Origin of the sequence: Pseudofrankia coriaricola (assembly GCF_032027725.1) — a bacterium.
Classification (GTDB): domain Bacteria; phylum Actinomycetota; class Actinomycetes; order Frankiales; family Frankiaceae; genus Pseudofrankia.
This window is the reverse complement of record NZ_JASNFO010000096.1, coordinates 1-16,351: the sequence shown is the minus strand read 5'-3', so window position 1 is coordinate 16,351 and position 16,351 is coordinate 1. Positions and strand designations below refer to the sequence as shown.

The window sequence follows — 16,351 nt, the reverse complement described above, 5'->3', positions numbered from 1 at the left end:
CCGCGTAGCGAGCGGGCGGCTCAGAACCTTGGGTCTCCCACTGTCCGGACGACTTTCCTGACGACGAGGACGCGATTTCCCGTCCGGTCCTGCGGCCGCTCGGTTTGAGGCCATCATCGACCGCGGCGGCCGCACGTCCCGCGCCATTCACTCCTCACTACCGCGTGACCGGCACGAGCCCGCAATCGCGACAGATCGGGCCATCGCGCAACGATTCCCCCGACTTTCTGAGCCTCTCGGTAGGAGCGCTGACAGCACAGATGGAGAAGAAAAACCCGAAAGAAGAAGCATCGGCCCCGAGGTCGCCGCACGAAGTCGGGCGTCGCAACGGCCGATACCTCGTTGGCGCGGCGCCCCAGGAACTGCTGCCGGCGGCGGTGAGCGTGGCCGATCCCAACGTGCTCTTCGAGCGGATTGGGGCGCTGCCGGGCGTCACGTTCCACCGGGAGCTGAAAATATCCGCCAACCTCCCCGTCGGCACGTTCGCGACCGGTGTCACCCAGCCATCCAAGATCGCGATCTTCGAGATGCCTGTGGAACGGGCCGCTGCGCTCTGTCAGGCCCCCGAAGTGCTGATCGAACCAGACCGGAGGCTGAACCTCTGCGACACCGCCGCGACGGCGACTCGCATCCTGCCTGACCCGGGGACAGTCGTCTCCCTCGGCGCGGAGACGAAACTGTCGTTCAAGGTCCAGGGCCGGGACGGCAAGAGTGCACCCGGCGCGAGCGTGCTGGTCCAGGGCCGGAACCTCCTGGTCCAGGGGATCACTGGCCAGGACGGCAAGGTCTCGGTGACACTGATCGCCGATACTCCCGACACCGTTCAGAACGTCTACGTCCGACCGGCGTCGGGCTACTGGGAGCGCTCGATCGACCGTCCGCGGCTGTCGTCCAGCGGGGACAACCTGATCGTCTTGGAGCCGCTGAGCCGGCTGCTGCCCGACTTCCCGGCCCAGCAGCAGTTCAGCTGGGGCCAGCGGGCCCTCGGGATTGACCGCATCCCGCCGACCTACCGCGGCGACGGCGTGAGGATCGCCATCATCGACTCGGGCGTCGACGTCGGCCACCCCGACCTGAGCGGCCGGATCACCAGCGGGCTCGACCTGGTCGACCGGGAGGGCAAGGGGTGGGGCAGCGACGAAGTCGGGCACGGCTCGCACTGCGCGGGCATCATCGCCGGGGCCGACACTGGACGCGGCATCGTCGGCATCGCGCCGGGCGCGGAGGTCCACGTCTGCAAGATCTTCCCGGGCGGTCGGTTCAGTGATCTCATCGAGGCGCTCGACTACTGCATCGCCCAGAAGGTCGACGTCGTGAACATCAGCCTAGGTGCCGACGCTGGATCGATCTTCGTATCCCGCAAGATCGAGGAGGCCAGGCAGGCCGGGGCCGCGTGCATCGTGGCCGCGGGCAACGCCGCAGACCAGCCGGTCCGGTTCCCGGGTTCGCTGCCGACGGTTTTCACGGTGTCCGCGATGGGCCGGGTCGACACCTTCCCAGCCGAAAGCAACCATGCCCGGCAGGTTCTCGGCCAGCCCACCCAGGACGGCTACTTCACCGCGAAGTTCGCCAGCGTCGGGCCGGACATCGACGCCGTCGCCCCCGGCGTCGCGATTGTGTCGTCCGTGCCCGGCGGGGACTACGCATCCCTGGACGGAACGTCGGTGGCCGCCGCGCATGTCACCGGCCTCGCCGCGCTCGTCTTGGCCCACCGGGCGGACTTCCGGCGGCAGTTCGCGAGCCCGGCAGACCGGGTGCAGCGGCTGTTCGACGTCCTGGCGGCCAGCTGCCGGCCGCTGCCCGAGTTCGGGCCCGGCCGGGCCGGCGCTGGTCTGCCCGACGCTGCCCAGGCGCTCGGTCTCGCGGTCGCTCCGGTCCCCGTACCTGGACCAGGCGCTCCCGCGGCGCAGGCGATGACCGAGGTACGGGTGCTGCTGGGCACCTTGCGGGTCTCGATGGAGCGCGCCGGCCTGACGGCCGGGTCGGTCGTCTAGCCGCCGACCGGCTGTTCTCGACAGGTTCGAGGGGCTCCGCGGAGCCCGTCATGGCGGTGCGGTGGACCAGAGGCGGCCACCGGTTGGTCGTCGCGGGTTGCGACGACCAACCGGTGACCGCGGCCGCTTCGTCCGGAGTGCCGAAACCGGTCGTGGCCGACGCTTGGATGACGTGGAGTCCGCGACGAATCCTGAAGTTGCCCGGACACGGGGCAGGACGCCGCCGCGGCCGGCGTGCCGTGGGCTCGATGGCCGGGGACGAGAGGTAGGGAGCCGACCCGAGACTCCCCGGTGTGGCGGGGCTCGCCGGAACGCCAGCGGAACGAGGACCTCGTCGACGATCTTGGCGATCAAGTCGAGAGGAACCGGTGTCGGCTGGAGCGACAGCTCGGCGTGGAGCAGGTCGACGGGAAGCGCGCGAGGCGGCGCGGAACGCTGTCGAGGTTGATCTCGCCCCGTCGGCCGGCTTCCCAACCGCCCACCGCGCTCACCGTGACCAACCAACAGCGCCGCCCGCCACGCCGCCTCCCGCCGCACCCGCCCAACCTGTCAGACGTGACCGTCTCGTCCTGACACGAGCGGCTGAACCGTCTCGTGGCAACGCTGCCGACGCCGGGCACCGGTGCCTGCGGAATGTCCGTGCGGCGCTGCGATACCCGCGTGGGCACAGGTGGAGCCCCCGGGAGGGCGTCGAAGCGGAGCGCACAGACCATGCTCGGATGGTGCCCGCTCGTGCGCTCCGGCTTTCCGTTGCCGCGGCCTGGAGAGAAGCGCCAGGCCGCCGGTGCTGACCAGCCCTGTGAAGCGGCGGGCTGGCGCCGGCCAAGCGGCCCCCCGAGGCCGCTCGACGGGGCGCGGGCCTGCCGGTCTCTCTTCCTGCGCGGCGGCTGGAAGCCGCCGTGTCAGCCGGTGGGGCCGTTGGGGAATTTGATCAGAGCACCGGCGTCCACGCGGATCTGCTGCCCGGTGATGTAGCGGGCCTCCTCGCTGGCCAGGAAGAGCGCGAGATTCGCGACGTCCTCCGGCTCCACATAGGGAATCGGCATGGCCTGGAAATAGGTGAAGGCAGGCAGCACGTCGTCGAGCGTCGGCTCCTCCAGGTCATCAGGGCGGAAAACCATGACAGCGCGAACCGCGGGCGCCAGCGAACGGCGGTGTTGCGTTGAGCCGGCGTGGGGCGTGGCAAGGACCGGTGGTTTGCCTGGTCAGACGGCCTGGGCGAGTTCGGTGAAGGCTGCCGTGAGCCGCTGGTGGGGCTGGGCGTCGACGCCGAGTTCGTAGTGGCCGCGGCGGATGTTTTGGACCAAGGCGTGCCCGGCTCCGATCACCTGGGCGGCGCGCAGCTGTTTGAGGCCGCGCATCGGCCGCAGTCGCGCTTTCAATCGGCCATGATCGGCCTCGATCGGGTTGTTGGCGTATCGGGCGTCGACGTGGTGGGCGGCGGGCAGCTGCTCGTCGAGGACCCGTGGGTAGGCCGCGGCCCGGTCGGTGGTCACCTCGGTCGGCCGGCGGCCGTGCGACAGAGCCGTGGTGAGGAAGCGGCGCGCCGCTGCCAGGTCCCGCTTCTCGGAGGCGAGCACGTCGATGACCTGGCCGAACTGGTCGATCGCCCGGTACAGGTGGCACCACCGGCCCGCGATCTTGACGCACGTCTCATCCGTGAACCACTTGTCGCCAGGGCTGTGGCGGCACGGCCGGGCGGTGTCGATCAGCAGGGGAGTGAACCGCTGCACCCATCTGAAGATCGTGACATGGTCGACTTCGAGGCCGCGTTCGGCCAGCAGTTCCTCGACGTCCCGCCAGGACAGGTCACAGCGCAGATACCACCATACGGCCAGCGTGATCACCTCTGGTGGAAACCGGAAGCGCGAGGCGGTCACGCCGACGGTGGACCACGCGATCATGCCTGACAGGCAGATCCAACCCCGGCGCCGACCAACGCAACTGCGCCTTCGAGCACCATCTTGACAGTATGCGACCGGTGGTCGCATACTCCAGCGGCGGAACGCGATCGTCGATCGCATCCCTGTCGGGTCGAGGGGCCCAGACTGGTGGCTGTCGGTCGCGCCGGTCCGCCCAGGTCGTGGATGTCGGGCACGCCCATCGGTGATCATCATCCGCGACGAGGCGGAAGGAGGCCTGTGACTGCGGCGACGGGCGGACGTGGTGCGCCAGAGGTCGCCGAGCGCGCCTTCGTCCCTGTGGTTCTCGCGCTCCCAGTGGACCGAGGCGCCGATGCCATCGAGATCAGGTACGTCGAGTGGGTGAGCCCTGTGGCGAAGGGCGCCACGGTCCTGTACCGCCCGCGGGTGTGGCGGGATGGGCGGATTTTCCGGAGGGGAACATGACAAAGGAGCAGCGGCGGGGCAGGAAGATCGCGATGAGCCCGGAGGAGGTCGATGCCTTTCTCACGGCAGAAAGAACGTGCCGGGTCGCGACGTCTTCCCCGACAGGTCCGCACCTGACGCCGCTGTGGTTCGTCTGGGACGGCACGGCTCTGTGGGTCAGCTCGCTCGTGAAGAGCCAGCGATGGACCGACATCGAGCGGGACCCACAGGCCGCCGTTCTGGTGGACGGCGGCCACGAGTTCAGAGAACTGCACGGCGTGGAACTGCGCGGCCGCTTCGAGAGCGTGGGCGAGATTCCTCGGACGGGTATCCCGGAGCCCGCGCTCGAGACCGTGGAGCTGCTGCACGCCCGCAAGTACACCGGCCGCGATGAGAAACATTACGACGGTCGCCACGGCTGGTTGCGCCTAGTGCCAGAGAAAATCACCAGCTGGGACTTCCGGAAGATGTGACCAGCGGTTTCGCCTGGTAGGCGAGACCGAGGCAATGCGGCCAGCCGCGCGGGAAATGATCTCACAAAAGCCGAGGAGGGACATGAACGTCGACGAGATGGTCCTGGTCAGTATCGACGATCACGTGGTCGAACCGCCGGACATGTTCAGGAACACCGTTCCGGCGAAGTGGGCCGACGAGGCGCCGCACGTGGTCACCGACTCCGGCGGTGTGGACCGGTGGGTCTATCAGGGAAAGACGGTCGGGGTCAGTGGGCTGAACGCGGTGGTCTCCTGGCCGGCCGAGGAATGGGGCCGCGACCCGGCCGGCTTCGCCGAGATGCGCCCGGGCGTGTACGACATCCACGAGCGCGTTCGGGACATGGACCGCAACGGGATCCTCGCCTCGATGTGCTTCCCGACGTTCGCCGGATTCAGCGCCGGTCACCTCAACCACCACAAGACCGACCTCACCGTCATCATGATCCGGGCGTACAACGACTGGCACATCGACGAATGGGCCGGCACCTACCCAGGCCGGTTCATCCCACTCGCGCTGCTGCCGACCTGGGACCCGCAGCTGATGGTCGACGAGATCCACCGCGTCGCGGCCAAGGGCGCCCGAGCTGTCACCATGCCGGAGCTACCCCACCTCGAGGGGCTGCCCAGCTACCACGACCTGATCTACTGGGGCCCGGTGTTCGAAGCGCTCTCGGAGACCGGTGTCGTGATGTGCCTGCACATCGGCACGGGCTTCGGCGCCATCAAGGGCGCCCCGGACGCCCCGATCGACAACCTGATCATCCTGGCCTGCCAGATCTCCTCGATCGCGGTGCAGGACCTGCTCTGGGGCCCGGCGATGCGCAGCTATCCCGACCTGAAGCTCGCCTACTCCGAGGGTGGGGTCGGCTGGATCCCGTTCTACCTGGACCGCTGCGACCGGCACTACACCAACCAGCGCTGGCTGCGCCGCGACTTCGGCGGCAAGCTGCCGTCCGAGGTCTTCCGCGACCACTCGCTGGCCTGCTACGTCACCGACCCCACGTCGCTAAGGCTCCGCCATGAGATCGGAATCGACATCATCGCCTGGGAGTGCGACTACCCGCACGCCGACTCGATCTGGCCCAACGCCCCCGAATTCGTCCTAGGTGAGCTGAACAACGTCGGCGCCGACGACGCCGATATCAACAAGATCACCTGGGAGAACGCCAGCCGCTTCTTCAACTGGGACCCGTTCGCCGTAGTCCCGAAGGAGAAAGCAACGGTCGGCGCCCTGCGGGCCCAGGCAGCCGACGTCGATACCGCCGTCACCTCCCGGCGCGAATGGGCTCGGCGCTACGCCGAGCGTCAGCCCGTCTGAGCCACGGTCCGCCACGGCCGAAGCCGCGCTCGGGCCGCACTCGCACGCCCTGGCGTCCTACCGAATCATCTCCATCCCGTCCGTGCCTTGAGCGCGGCAAGCGAAGGAAGGCCAGCGTGACCGAGGATCTGTACTGGGATCCGTACGACAAGCAGATCGACCTCGATCCACACCCGCTGTGGCGGCGGATGAGAGACGAAAAGCCCGTCTACCGGAACGAGAAGTTCGACTTCTACGCGTTGTCGCGGTTCGCCGACGTGGACGAGGCCCACCTCGACCCCGTCACCTACAGCTCCCGCTACGGCACGGTGCTGGAGATGATGACCCCGGAGCCCTGGGACACCGGGCAGATGATCTTCATGGATCCGCCGACCCACACGACCCTGCGGGTACTGGTCTCCCGGGCCTTCACCCCGCGCCGAGTCGGCGGCCTGGAAGGTGCCATCCGCGAGACCTGCGCGCAGCTGCTCGACCCGCACGTCGGCGGCGACGGGTTCGACTACGTGCAGGACTTCGCCGCGCAGCTGCCCTCCCTCATCATCTCCCGGCTCATCGGCGTCGACCCGCAGGACCGCGAAGAGGTCCGTCACATGATCGACGGAACCTTCTACCACGACGAGACCGCCGGGATGGCCAACGAGATCGCCCTCGCCGCCACCAGGAAGCTGCACGAGTACTTCACCGAGCAGATCGAGGCCCGCCGCGCCGCACCTCGCGACGACCTGATGACCGCCCTCGTCCAGGCCGAGGTCCGCGCCGCCGACGGCGGCACCCGCCGGCTCTCGACGCGGGAAGCCACCGACTTCACCACCCTGCTCACCGCCGCCGGCACCGAGACCGTCGCCCGCCTCCTCGGCTGGGCCGCCGACATCCTCGCCGCCCACCCCGACCAGCGGGCCGAGCTGGCCGCCGACCCGTCCCTCGTCCGGAACGCCGTCGAGGAGACCCTGCGCTACGAGGCGCCCTCACCCGTCCAGGGCCGGGTCACCACCCGCGACGTCGAACTGCACGGGATCACGATCCCGGCCAAGTCCAAGGTCCTCCTGCTGACCGCCTCCGCCGGCCGCGACGACCGTAAATACGCCGACCCCGACGCCTACGACATCCACCGCGGCTTCGACAGCCACGTCGCATTCGGCCACGGCATCCACTTCTGCCTCGGCGCCGGCCTCGCCCGCCTGGAAAGCCGTATAGCGATCGAGGAAACCCTCAAGCGCTTCCCGACCTGGGAGGTCAACCACGACGACGCCGTGCGCCTTCACACCAGCACCGTGCGCGGCTACGAGAAGCTACCCATCGCCGTCTGAACCCTCGGACCCGCCAGTCGAAAGATCGCCGACCCCGCCGCCGGGCGCCCTCGCCTGTGGCTGCGCCTCGGCTTCCTGCTGATGCTGGCCGGGGCGGTTCTGGCCGTGTCGGCCTACGCGCTCTCGCACGGCACCCGGGATCCGCTGGTCCAACGGGATGCGATCACCCTCGGCCTGGCCGGGGTGACCTCCGCCGTCATCGGCTCCGGGATCTTCCTGCGCTACTCGCTGACCGGCTTCCTGCGGTTCTGGCTGGCCCGCCAGTCCTACGACCTAGCCCTGCTCGCCGACCGCCTGCTCGAACGGGACACCAGCCGCGACCTCACCGGCCCCGACCCTCGTCCGGCGTCCGAGGTCGTGACGCCGCCGGCACGCAATGCCGTCGCCTCATCCCGGCCGTAGCCGCCGACGCCCTCATCGGAACGTACTGCCGTCGTGCGGCCAACCGATCCAGCCCCACGGCCGGCATCTCGCTCGCCACGTACAGGACTGTGAGGTTCGAATGAGCACGGCAGGCTACCCGGCGCCACCCATGGACGCCGACTGCGCAGCCGTATGGCGCGACATCCTCGACCGCTATTTCGGCGGGGTCCCGTCGGAGCTGACCGAAGAGACCCTTCCGATTTCTCGCGCCTTCAACGTCCCGGGCCGGGACTATCTTCTCAAACTGTTCCCGTTCACCGAACAGGAACGCGCGATCACCGGCCCCGAATCACAAATCGTTCTGTCCGTCTTCACACCCCCAGATCATGCCGGCGTGGGCCCAGGAATCTTCTGGATACACGGTGGTGGGATGGCCTACGGGGACCGCTTCAGCGCGCTGCCCGCACTCCGGCTCGCCACGGCCGCCGGCGCGACTGTCGTCTCCGTCGAGTACCGACTCGCTCCCGAGCACCCCTACCCCGCGCCCGTCGACGACTGCTACGCCGCGTTGCTCTGGGCCGCCGAGCAGGCCGACCAGTTGGGGATCGACCCAGGCGCGTTGATCCTCGCTGGCAGCAGCGCAGGTGGCGGCCTGGCCGCCGCGACGGCCCTACGCGTCCGCGACCAGGGTGGGCCTGGCCTCGCCGGGCTCCTGCTGCTGAGCCCGATGCTCGATGACCGCATGCAGACCCCGTCGTCCCACCTCACGGGCGACCTTCTATGGAGCCGGACCAGCAACCAGACCGGCTGGCGCATGCTGCTCGGAGATCGCGTCGGCGCCGACGGCGTCTCCAGCTACGCCGCTCCCGGCCGCGCGACCGACCTGTCCGGCCTCCCCCCGACCTTCATCGACGTCGGCTCCGTCGACCTCTTCCGCGACGAGGACGTCGCCTTCGCCTCCACCATCTGGGCCAGCGGTGGCGACGCCGAACTGCACATCTGGCCCGGTGGCTTCCACGGCTTCGAGGACATGGCACCCGACTCCGCGCTCGCCACCGACGCCTTCACGGCACGTGAACGCTGGCTCACTCGCGTCCTCGCCCGCACGCGCCGGTGACCGTCCCGAACGGGCGCTTTCGAGAGTCGGTCAGGCCCAACACACCCACGCGGGTGCGTCGGCCGGCGAACGGGAGCGAGGGCCGGCCACGATCCCCGGGCTGAAGGCGAAGCGGGCGCCCCGACACCCCTGGAACGGCCCCGCCCACCCAGCCGAGCGATCGTACCGTCAATACTGATTTCAGTATCGTCGCACAGTTCCAGGCCGAGTTCCGGGGTGTCGCGGAGTACTACCTGTTGGCGTTCAACCGTCATCGGCTCGGCTACCTGAGGTACGTCACGGAACGGTCGCTGACCAAGACCCTGGCCCGCAAGTACCGGATCACGGTCCCGAAGGTCTACCGCCGTTACCGAGCCGTACTCGACACCGAGCACGGTCCACGTCGTGGCCTTCAGGTCACCGTGGGCCTCGATGGCGGACGACCGCTGCTGGTGGCGCAATGGGGCGGCATCAGCCTGGCACGGGACACCACGCCACGGCCCCTCGACGACAATCCGCCACGCATCTGGAACGGAAACCGGTCGGAGCTTGTTCAACGGCTCCTGGCCGAGGTCTGCGAACTATGCGGCTCCACGGAACAGGTCGAAGTGCACCACATCAGGCGCTCAAAGACCTCAAACCCCAAGGGGCGGAAACAGCAACCCGAATGGGTTACGCGGATGGCCTCCCGCCACCGCAAGACCCTCGTCGTCTGCCGCAGCTGCCACGAGGACATCCACGCCGGACGTCCCACACGCAGACCGCGATAAGCACTGGAGAGCCAGCTGCTACGGAAAGCGGGCACGGCTGGTTCGGAGGGGGGCCGTCGGAAAAGGGCCAGGTCAACTGGTACCTCGCCGGCAGCCTACCCTACCTCACGTCCGGATCTACGAGCGCCGAGGGGTGAGACTCCCCTCGGCGACTCACCCACAGTCCCGACGTGCGAGACAACATCACGGCCGCCGACCTCGACCGACAGCCCTTTCGACCAGCCCGTAGACCTCACCTGGAAAGTGCCTCTGATCTGTAGACGCCCGGGCTTCAGACACCCGAATCGTCCCAGGCCAGAGGCACTTTCCCGTTCCCGGTTCCCACCGTTCAGCTAGATCAACAAGACTCGGCCGCTCACACGGCGTCACCTCCCGCTGTCTGCTGGGCACACGAATAGCCGAGGTTAGCCGCCGATGCTGGATCTGGCGGCTGCTGTGACAAGCTCAGCCGCGTCGGCCGGGCGGATAAAGCCCGCGAAAACAGCAGATCCGGTAGCGGCCGCCCAGCGCTCGACGAAATGCACGTGGGTGGGATACAGGGCTTCCAGCTTCACGGCGTCGAAGGGGACGGTCGTGCCGAACAGGCGGCAGAAGCTCGCCCCGGGCTGGCCGAGCCCGGACAGGGTCGCGACCGGCACGTCGACGGCGGGCGTGCGGACGCCACCCTTGACGTTGCCATTGGCGTCGAGGACGAAGGCGGGTGCGGAACCAGATGTGGTCACCTGCAGGCGGGGCGCCACGGCGGGAGCGACTCCTGCGGTTACCCAGCGGTTCAGTGCGTACTGGGCGCCGTCCATGACGTAGTGCATCGGGCCGGTGTTGATCGGTGTGTCGCAGGTGAAGCCGGTTGTGCCGGTTGGTGGGTTGAGCATGGAGTTTAGCTGCTGCAAGCCGGCCGCTCCGCTGCCGTTGTCGCCAGGGCCGACGGTAAGGGTGTAGTTGTCGCCGTGCGACGTGCCGGCCATCTCCCAGAGTCGGATCCCCGGGGAGTCAGGCTGTCTGGCCGCCAGGTAACCGAGCAGCATCAGGTCAGTCTCCGTCTGCACGGTAAGCACCGGCACGCCTAGGTCCGGGCGGAGGTGGACGACCTGAGGGGCCTGGACGTCGGGCTGGGGTGCCTGCGAAAGTGCCGCGCTGCCGCCTGCCCGGCTGTGCAGAAGGAAACCGTTGTACACATGCGCGAGGGGTTGAATCGCATTGACGTAGGCGGTGAGGCGGGACGCGGACTGCGACTCCCCTTCGGCGAGCATGGCGCGAGGGCGACGCTGGCCGAGGATCGTGGGCGCGGAGTCCAATATGGCCTGGCCAGCCTGAGAGAAGATGTCGTATGAGTAGCTGTCGCCAGGATGGGACAAGGCTGCGTAGCGAACCGGGTCCGTGGTCTTGTTGGCGGCCACTCCCACAGCCTGGGCGGAGACGCCGACCCAGGCGAAGCCATCGCGGATCAGCTCGTTGTGAGTGTAGGTCCAGTCCACAGCCACGTCCGACCCGCCGGTGACGTTCAGCCATTCCACGATGACGGACCCGTTAAATCGGGCCGGGTTGGCTGGCCGATACACCACGATCCGGGTGGTGTATGGAGCTGCACTCGCCGGCGCCACCTGCCAGCGCCCGTCGGAGCCGAGCGCTGCCGTCGGCGCATAGGATGTCGCGTTCCCGGACAGGAAGAATTCCGATTGCGTGTATCCCACGCTCGCCAGGTCGATCGTCGTTCCCCGCAGCACCGTGGCGCCGTTTCCGCCTGTCACCGGTCCGGTGACAGTTGGGCTCGCCACTACGGGACTCGCCGAAGCCGGGGCGCTGGCACTAGCCTGCGCGGCGACCGTAGAGGCCGCCCCGAGTAATAGTAGGGCGGTTGCCGTAACCACTATCAGACCTCGCGGGGCCCGTCTCGTCCATCCGCATTTCATACCCATTCCCCACACCTCTCCCGACTCTCCAATTCGACCACGACAACTAGCGCTCCCCACAGCGACAAGGAACGGAACCGCGGCAGACATCGATAAGATTCCACCAGGAACGTTTACCTCAGGCTTTAATCACAGGACTCACCCCTTCTCACCGGAGAAGCAATCCATCTCGCGGGCGACGTCTTTTCGGCGCCTACCGCCACCGGGTACGCCGTGAGCCAGACCGGTCTTGTGGGGTTTCGACGCCGCCCTTTGCGCACTCCATCCCTGTCTCGCCGCTGCCGAAATGTGCTGGTTCACGACCTGCCTGGCCGGCCGCGTTGTCTCGCGGTCGCGGCCAGCCAATGCCCAGCACCAGCGCGGCGACTGCTGTCATGGCGTTCGTGTTCGGCTGGTGGCCGATGCCCGGTTTGCGTCGGAGCCGTCCACCCAGCGGACCGCCGGGGCGGCGCACACGTCGTGTCCGGCGCTTGAGGTATCGACATCGACGAGCGGCAACGGGCATTCGGCGCCAGGCTGAAGGTCTCCTCGATCGCGGTCCCCACCGCGGCGAGCTGCTCGCTGTCGTGGATGCTGTTGACGTTGCCGGCGCAGGAGGCTGGCGGGTCCGGGCGCAGGCGTGGGTAGCCGACAAGGTGCACCAGCGCGTTCGGCGGGGCCGACGGTCCCGAGGAGCCCGGACACGATCGGCGCGCAGGGATGCCGCTGCCTGGGCTGTCTGCCCGGTACTGGGCAGCCCTGTGCGTGGCTGGCCCGTCCGGGCCGCGTTCATGCTGAGCAGCGTGGCGACGCCGTAGCCGAGGTCGCCGCTGCCCGCCTCAATCGTTATGAGCCGGGTGTCGGCGGTGTCGGCATCTGGCTGCGGTGGATGGTCACCTTGCGGTGTGCAGAGCAGGTTGGCTGTCGTGGCGCCGCCACAGGTCACGTCGGTCAGGTCGAGGCCCAACCGGGCGGCCACCTGGTGGGGATGGTTGCGCGCGGGGCGCAGACATCCGCCGCTGATGTCGGACCAGATGCCCGGGCCGGCGGCGAGGACCGCACTGACGCGCACGACGACCGGTAATCGGCTCAGGAGTCGCGGCCGCATGCGCCTACCTTCCACGCGAACGTCGTTCGCATCTCGGTCGGCACAGTATGCGAACCTCGTTCGCCTACTGTCAAGGTGGTGTTTTATGAGCTGGTGGAACGGCAAGTGACCGCGGAGACCGACGGTTCCGAGACCCCGGCGCATGAGCGCGAGACGGCGCCGCCCGCGCCCGGGTCGGCTTACTGGTGGGCGGAGCGCGCCGCGGCAACCGGCAGGCGCAGGCCGCGCACGGGCGGCTTGTCGGTCGAACGTATCGTCGCCGCTGCGGTGGAGGTCGTACAGGAGCGCGGACTCGAGGCTCTGACAGTGCGCGCCGTCGCCGACCGGCTCGGTACCGGCGGCGCATCCCTCTATCGGCACATCGCCAGCCTCGATGAGCTGATCGTGCTCATCGTCGACCACACCATGGGCGATGTCCGGCTTGATCGCACCGGCCGGGGCTGGCGCACCGACATCGAGGCGCTGATGCGCGAGATGCGGCGGGTCATGCTCGACCAGCCGCTGCCCTCGTCAGTGACGCGAGGCAAGCCGGCCCTCGGACCGAACATGCTCCGCGTTATCGACTCCGCGCTCGCGCTGTTCCTCGATGCCGGACTCACCGACAAGCAAGCGACCTCGGCGACCACCGCGATGATCGATTTCGTGGTGGGCGCCACCAGCATCCAACGCAGCAACGCCGGCCGAAGCTCGATCGGAGCGGCAGGGACCGCCGGATTCAGCCAGCTTCTCGACAGCCTCCCCGCCGACGAGTTCGCGGCGCTTCGCGCGGCCGGGACGACCTTCATGGCCGCGTCCGGGGACGACGTCTTCACCGACGGCATGGCCATCTTCCTCGACGGTGTGACCAGCCGGTTCCTCCGCGAGCGCTGAAGAGAACAGACATGGACGAACGTTGGCTCGACGGTTCGACTTGTTGGATCTTTGGTGGGCGGAGTAGTCGGTGCAACACCGATATGATCTTGCTGTTACGCGAGTTCGCGGATGGACGCTGGTGGCTGGTTCACCCACTTTCACGACGTGATCTGGAAATCGTCGCCGCCCGGCGCGTGCGGCTGGGTTTGAGGTGCCAGGGTAAGCGTGCGCCTGGCGCGCGCTTACCCTGGCAGGTCGACGTGGAGCGATATGGACGACCCGGTGGTGTCAGGCGGCGTGTGGTCGGGGGTGGCCCGAAGCGTTGGTGGTGTTCGCTGCGGACCCGGGCGCGTTCGCGTCGTTGAGCGGCCAGGACACCGGGGTGGCGGGCGTGGGTGTTGCGCCAGCGCAGGTATGCCTGCAGGTCGACCCGCTCCGATCGGTGGCGTGCACGCTCTGACTATCGAGGATGCCCGCCTCGGGAGTCGGATCCCGGCTGCCAGAGACGCGGTCGCGTTCACGTACTCGGGCCAGGATCTGCTACCAGCAGCAATGCGCCCCACTACCTGACGACCGGGCCGTGACCCTGCGGCGCCTGTACTGCTTCTTCGCTCTGGAGGTCGGTACCCGCGACGTCCACTTGCTCGGAGTCACCAATCACCCGAACGGGCCGTGGACGACCCAGATGAGTAGCCGGGGGCGGTCACACCCCCGGCTCTCGCAGAACCCGGCGTAAACCTCACGAGTTACCCGGAGCCGATCATCAAACGTCGGGTGCACCCCACCCACCAGTGAGCGATCAGGTCCCGATCGCGTACTGCGATATTCGCGAGGACCTTCGACGCCCGCATGCAGCGACGACGCAACCGTCTGAATTTCGCATGGCGTCAGACGCATCGTCGCGAGCCCGTCAGGGCTGCTGGTTCAGGGCAGCCATCTGCTCCGGGCTGATGACGTCGCCGCATATCGCCGTGTTACTGGTCGGCTGGAACCTGGATCCGTCGAGGCTGATCTTGATGGCGTAGTTGCAGGTCGAGGTCTGGCGGAAGTTCGTGGACAGGTCGATGCTGGTGTCGGGGGTCATGCCGGCGCCGTCGTAGTCCTTGACGGCACGCAGTCCGGAGATGAAGGACTCCCGGGTCGGGCATTTTCCAGCGACTTCGAGGCCGCGGATGAACAGGTCGGCGGAGATCCAGCCGTCGACGGCGAGGTCCTGGGTCGGTGGCTGGATCTCTGGGGCGTAGTCGCTCATCGCCTGCTTGAACTTCTGCTGGCCGGGGGTGTTCAGCTCGAAGGGCTGGATGGAGGTGAAGATGGAGGCACCGGCGAGCGCAGGGCCGAACTGGGTGAGATTGCTACTGTCGTAGCCTAGAGGCATCAGGGCGACCTTGAGGCTGCCACCGACGGTGACGCCGATCTTGGCGAGCTCGGGGAGCAGCTTCGCGGCCGCGTCCGGGAGCAGGACGCCCGCGAGGGCGTCGATGTTGTTGGCCTTGATCTGCTGGGCGACGGTGTGCCAGCTGGTGATCTCACCGATGTAGAAGGTCTTCACGACCTGGACGTCGTTCGCCTTCAGGCTCGCCACGATCTGCTGGGTGAAGTCCCCGTTCGTGGCGTTCGCGTCGATCGCGAAGACGCCCGCGCGGGTGCCGCCCTGGTCGTGGACGTACTTACCCCAGGTCGTGCTGGAACCGTCCCCGAGGTACACCCACGAGAACATGTTGTTCATCCCCAGCCAGACCGGGTCGCTCCCCAGGCCCGTGACGGGGATGTTGCGCTGCTGCAGGAGCTTGGCCGACTGGGTGCCGGCGCCCGGCGAGTAGATGAGCCCGAAGATCTTCTCCTGGTCGAGGAGCTCCTGGACCGCGCTCAGGTTGAGCTGCTGGTCCCCCTGGTCGTCCCGCCAGGCGTAGACGACCTTGCGCCCGTAGACGCCGCCATCCTCCTCGTTGGCGGCATGGAAGCGGGCGTCCGCACCGGCCCGGAAGGACCGCATGGTTACCGCCGCCGGCCCGGTGTCACTCCAGACCATCCCGGCCTTGACCTCGGTGGGCGTGATGCCAGGCACCGTCGCCGAACACGCCCCACCCGCCCCCTCCGCACCCGGTCGCTCACCGCAGGCGACCAGTGAGGCGGCCAGACCGCCAGCGCTCATCGCGAGCGCCGCCGCTCTCACTAATCGACGCCTGACTGGCGACCTCATGCCACGACTCCTTCGGCGTCATCAAAGAGGTCCGCGACGCGTCCCTGTCCCCCGAATAAATGGTGGAGCCGGATCGGCGTTCCGTGAGGATCAAGGCCGATAGTTATCGTCGATTTGCCCGTGGTGCTAGGCGGTCCGAAGGCAGGGAACGCCCGTTGGATGAGCTCGTCGTGGGCGGCGTCGACGTCGGCGACAGTCACCGCTACTTTTGGCCAGCCGTAGGGCATTGGCTCGAGGTATGTCTGTGTTTCCATAGGTCCAGCCTTCCTTGAACTCGATGGTTGTACGAGAAGATCTGGGATGCCCGCGTCGGGGGTAGTCCGTTCTCGGGCGGCGGCGCGGGCCTTGCATCGTCCTAGTGCCTCGTGATTCCGCTTCCTTTATTTACCATTGTTGTCGACCAACTTCTTGATGTTGGTCTGGACGAGTTTGACCTTGGCGAGGATCTCGTCGGCGGTCGCGGTCCAGACGAACGGCTCCGCGTCGGCGTTCCAGTAGGCGATGTAGTCCTGGATCTGCTTGATAAGGACTTTTACGGAGCTGAACGTGCCACGCCGGATCGACTGGCGCGTGATGATACCGAACCAGGTCTCGACCTGGTTGATCCAGGACGAGCCTTTGGGGGTGAAG

General features: G+C 67.9%; 14 protein-coding genes and 1 pseudogene. 8 read left to right on the top strand and 7 right to left on the bottom strand.

What is annotated here, in order from left to right; translation table 11 throughout:
- Positions 1 to 383 precede the first annotated feature (383 nt).
- Positions 384 to 1,994, top strand: a complete 1,611-nt coding sequence (locus tag QOZ89_RS38405; RefSeq protein ID WP_157910435.1) for a S8 family peptidase — start codon at positions 384 to 386, stop codon at positions 1,992 to 1,994.
- Positions 1,995 to 2,896: 902 nt separating this feature from the next.
- Here QOZ89_RS38405 and QOZ89_RS38400 read toward each other — a convergent pair.
- On the bottom strand, positions 2,897 to 3,115 hold the full coding sequence (locus tag QOZ89_RS38400; protein ID WP_491723693.1) for an SDR family oxidoreductase: 219 nt from the start codon (positions 3,113 to 3,115) through the stop codon (positions 2,897 to 2,899).
- A gap of 84 nt (positions 3,116 to 3,199) precedes the next feature.
- Positions 3,200 to 3,898 carry an IS6 family transposase gene (locus QOZ89_RS38395; protein WP_312628950.1) on the bottom strand — a complete coding sequence of 233 codons (699 nt, stop codon included), beginning with the start codon at positions 3,896 to 3,898 and terminating at the stop codon, positions 3,200 to 3,202.
- Positions 3,899 to 4,374: 476 nt separating this feature from the next.
- On the opposite strand from QOZ89_RS38395, the gene QOZ89_RS38390 reads away from it, so the two are divergent.
- From QOZ89_RS38390 to QOZ89_RS38365, 6 genes are all read left to right on the top strand, one after another.
- Positions 4,375 to 4,794 (top strand): pyridoxamine 5'-phosphate oxidase family protein, encoded by a 420-nt coding sequence (locus QOZ89_RS38390; RefSeq protein ID WP_071047086.1) that lies wholly within the window; start codon positions 4,375 to 4,377, stop codon positions 4,792 to 4,794.
- An 82-nt stretch (positions 4,795 to 4,876) separates the two neighbouring features.
- The gene (locus tag QOZ89_RS38385) at positions 4,877 to 6,133 is read left to right on the top strand and encodes an amidohydrolase family protein (RefSeq protein ID WP_312628949.1); all 1,257 of its coding nucleotides are present in this window, start codon (positions 4,877 to 4,879) and stop codon (positions 6,131 to 6,133) included.
- Between the two features lie 116 nt (positions 6,134 to 6,249).
- Positions 6,250 to 7,440 (top strand): cytochrome P450, encoded by a 1,191-nt coding sequence (locus QOZ89_RS38380; RefSeq protein WP_312628947.1) that lies wholly within the window; start codon positions 6,250 to 6,252, stop codon positions 7,438 to 7,440.
- 105 nt (positions 7,441 to 7,545) lie between these two features.
- Positions 7,546 to 7,842 carry a hypothetical protein gene (locus QOZ89_RS38375; RefSeq protein WP_241841521.1) on the top strand — a complete coding sequence of 99 codons (297 nt, stop codon included), beginning with the start codon at positions 7,546 to 7,548 and terminating at the stop codon, positions 7,840 to 7,842.
- Between the two features lie 100 nt (positions 7,843 to 7,942).
- On the top strand, positions 7,943 to 8,920 hold the full coding sequence (locus QOZ89_RS38370) for an alpha/beta hydrolase (protein ID WP_071047091.1): 978 nt from the start codon (positions 7,943 to 7,945) through the stop codon (positions 8,918 to 8,920).
- A 185-nt stretch (positions 8,921 to 9,105) separates the two neighbouring features.
- A complete protein-coding gene (locus QOZ89_RS38365) occupies positions 9,106 to 9,669 on the top strand; it encodes an HNH endonuclease (RefSeq protein WP_312629015.1) in 564 nt (187 codons plus the stop codon).
- Positions 9,670 to 10,073: 404 nt separating this feature from the next.
- Here the strand turns inward: QOZ89_RS38365 and QOZ89_RS38360 are convergent, their stop codons facing one another.
- A complete protein-coding gene (locus tag QOZ89_RS38360) occupies positions 10,074 to 11,579 on the bottom strand; it encodes an alpha/beta hydrolase domain-containing protein (protein WP_312629013.1) in 1,506 nt (501 codons plus the stop codon).
- A gap of 1,192 nt (positions 11,580 to 12,771) precedes the next feature.
- Here QOZ89_RS38360 and QOZ89_RS38355 point away from each other — a divergent pair.
- Positions 12,772 to 13,536, top strand: a complete 765-nt coding sequence (locus QOZ89_RS38355) for a TetR/AcrR family transcriptional regulator (RefSeq protein WP_312628944.1) — start codon at positions 12,772 to 12,774, stop codon at positions 13,534 to 13,536.
- Between the two features lie 411 nt (positions 13,537 to 13,947).
- On the opposite strand, the pseudogene QOZ89_RS38350 reads toward QOZ89_RS38355, so the two are convergent.
- The 4 genes and pseudogenes from QOZ89_RS38350 to QOZ89_RS38330 all read right to left on the bottom strand — a co-directional run.
- A pseudogene (locus QOZ89_RS38350) lies at positions 13,948 to 14,058 on the bottom strand (IS5/IS1182 family transposase); the annotation flags it as partial.
- A gap of 370 nt (positions 14,059 to 14,428) precedes the next feature.
- Positions 14,429 to 15,721 carry an ABC transporter substrate-binding protein gene (locus QOZ89_RS38340; protein ID WP_071047096.1) on the bottom strand — a complete coding sequence of 431 codons (1,293 nt, stop codon included), beginning with the start codon at positions 15,719 to 15,721 and terminating at the stop codon, positions 14,429 to 14,431.
- Positions 15,718 to 15,975, bottom strand: coding sequence for a hypothetical protein (locus QOZ89_RS38335; protein WP_131803788.1), 258 nt, complete (start codon positions 15,973 to 15,975; stop codon positions 15,718 to 15,720). Before QOZ89_RS38335 ends, QOZ89_RS38340 begins: the two co-directional genes overlap by 4 nt.
- A 126-nt stretch (positions 15,976 to 16,101) precedes the next feature.
- The coding region (locus QOZ89_RS38330; protein WP_312628940.1) for an IS3 family transposase at positions 16,102 to 16,351 on the bottom strand (250 nt) is incomplete at its 5' end.

Bases quoted from the DNA above. Each gene is read 5' to 3' on its own strand.
- QOZ89_RS38335 (WP_131803788.1), bottom strand. From the start codon at position 15,975: ATGGAAACACAGACATACCTCGAGCCAATGCCCTACGGCTGGCCAAAA.
- QOZ89_RS38390 (WP_071047086.1), top strand. From the start codon at position 4,375: ATGAGCCCGGAGGAGGTCGATGCCTTTCTCACGGCAGAAAGAACGTGC.
- QOZ89_RS38360 (WP_312629013.1), bottom strand. From the start codon at position 11,579: ATGAAATGCGGATGGACGAGACGGGCCCCGCGAGGTCTGATAGTGGTT.
- QOZ89_RS38400 (WP_491723693.1), bottom strand. From the start codon at position 3,115: ATGGTTTTCCGCCCTGATGACCTGGAGGAGCCGACGCTCGACGACGTG.
- QOZ89_RS38395 (WP_312628950.1), bottom strand. From the start codon at position 3,898: ATGATCGCGTGGTCCACCGTCGGCGTGACCGCCTCGCGCTTCCGGTTT.
- QOZ89_RS38370 (WP_071047091.1), top strand. From the start codon at position 7,943: ATGAGCACGGCAGGCTACCCGGCGCCACCCATGGACGCCGACTGCGCA.
- QOZ89_RS38385 (WP_312628949.1), top strand. From the start codon at position 4,877: ATGAACGTCGACGAGATGGTCCTGGTCAGTATCGACGATCACGTGGTC.
- QOZ89_RS38340 (WP_071047096.1), bottom strand. From the start codon at position 15,721: ATGAGGTCGCCAGTCAGGCGTCGATTAGTGAGAGCGGCGGCGCTCGCG.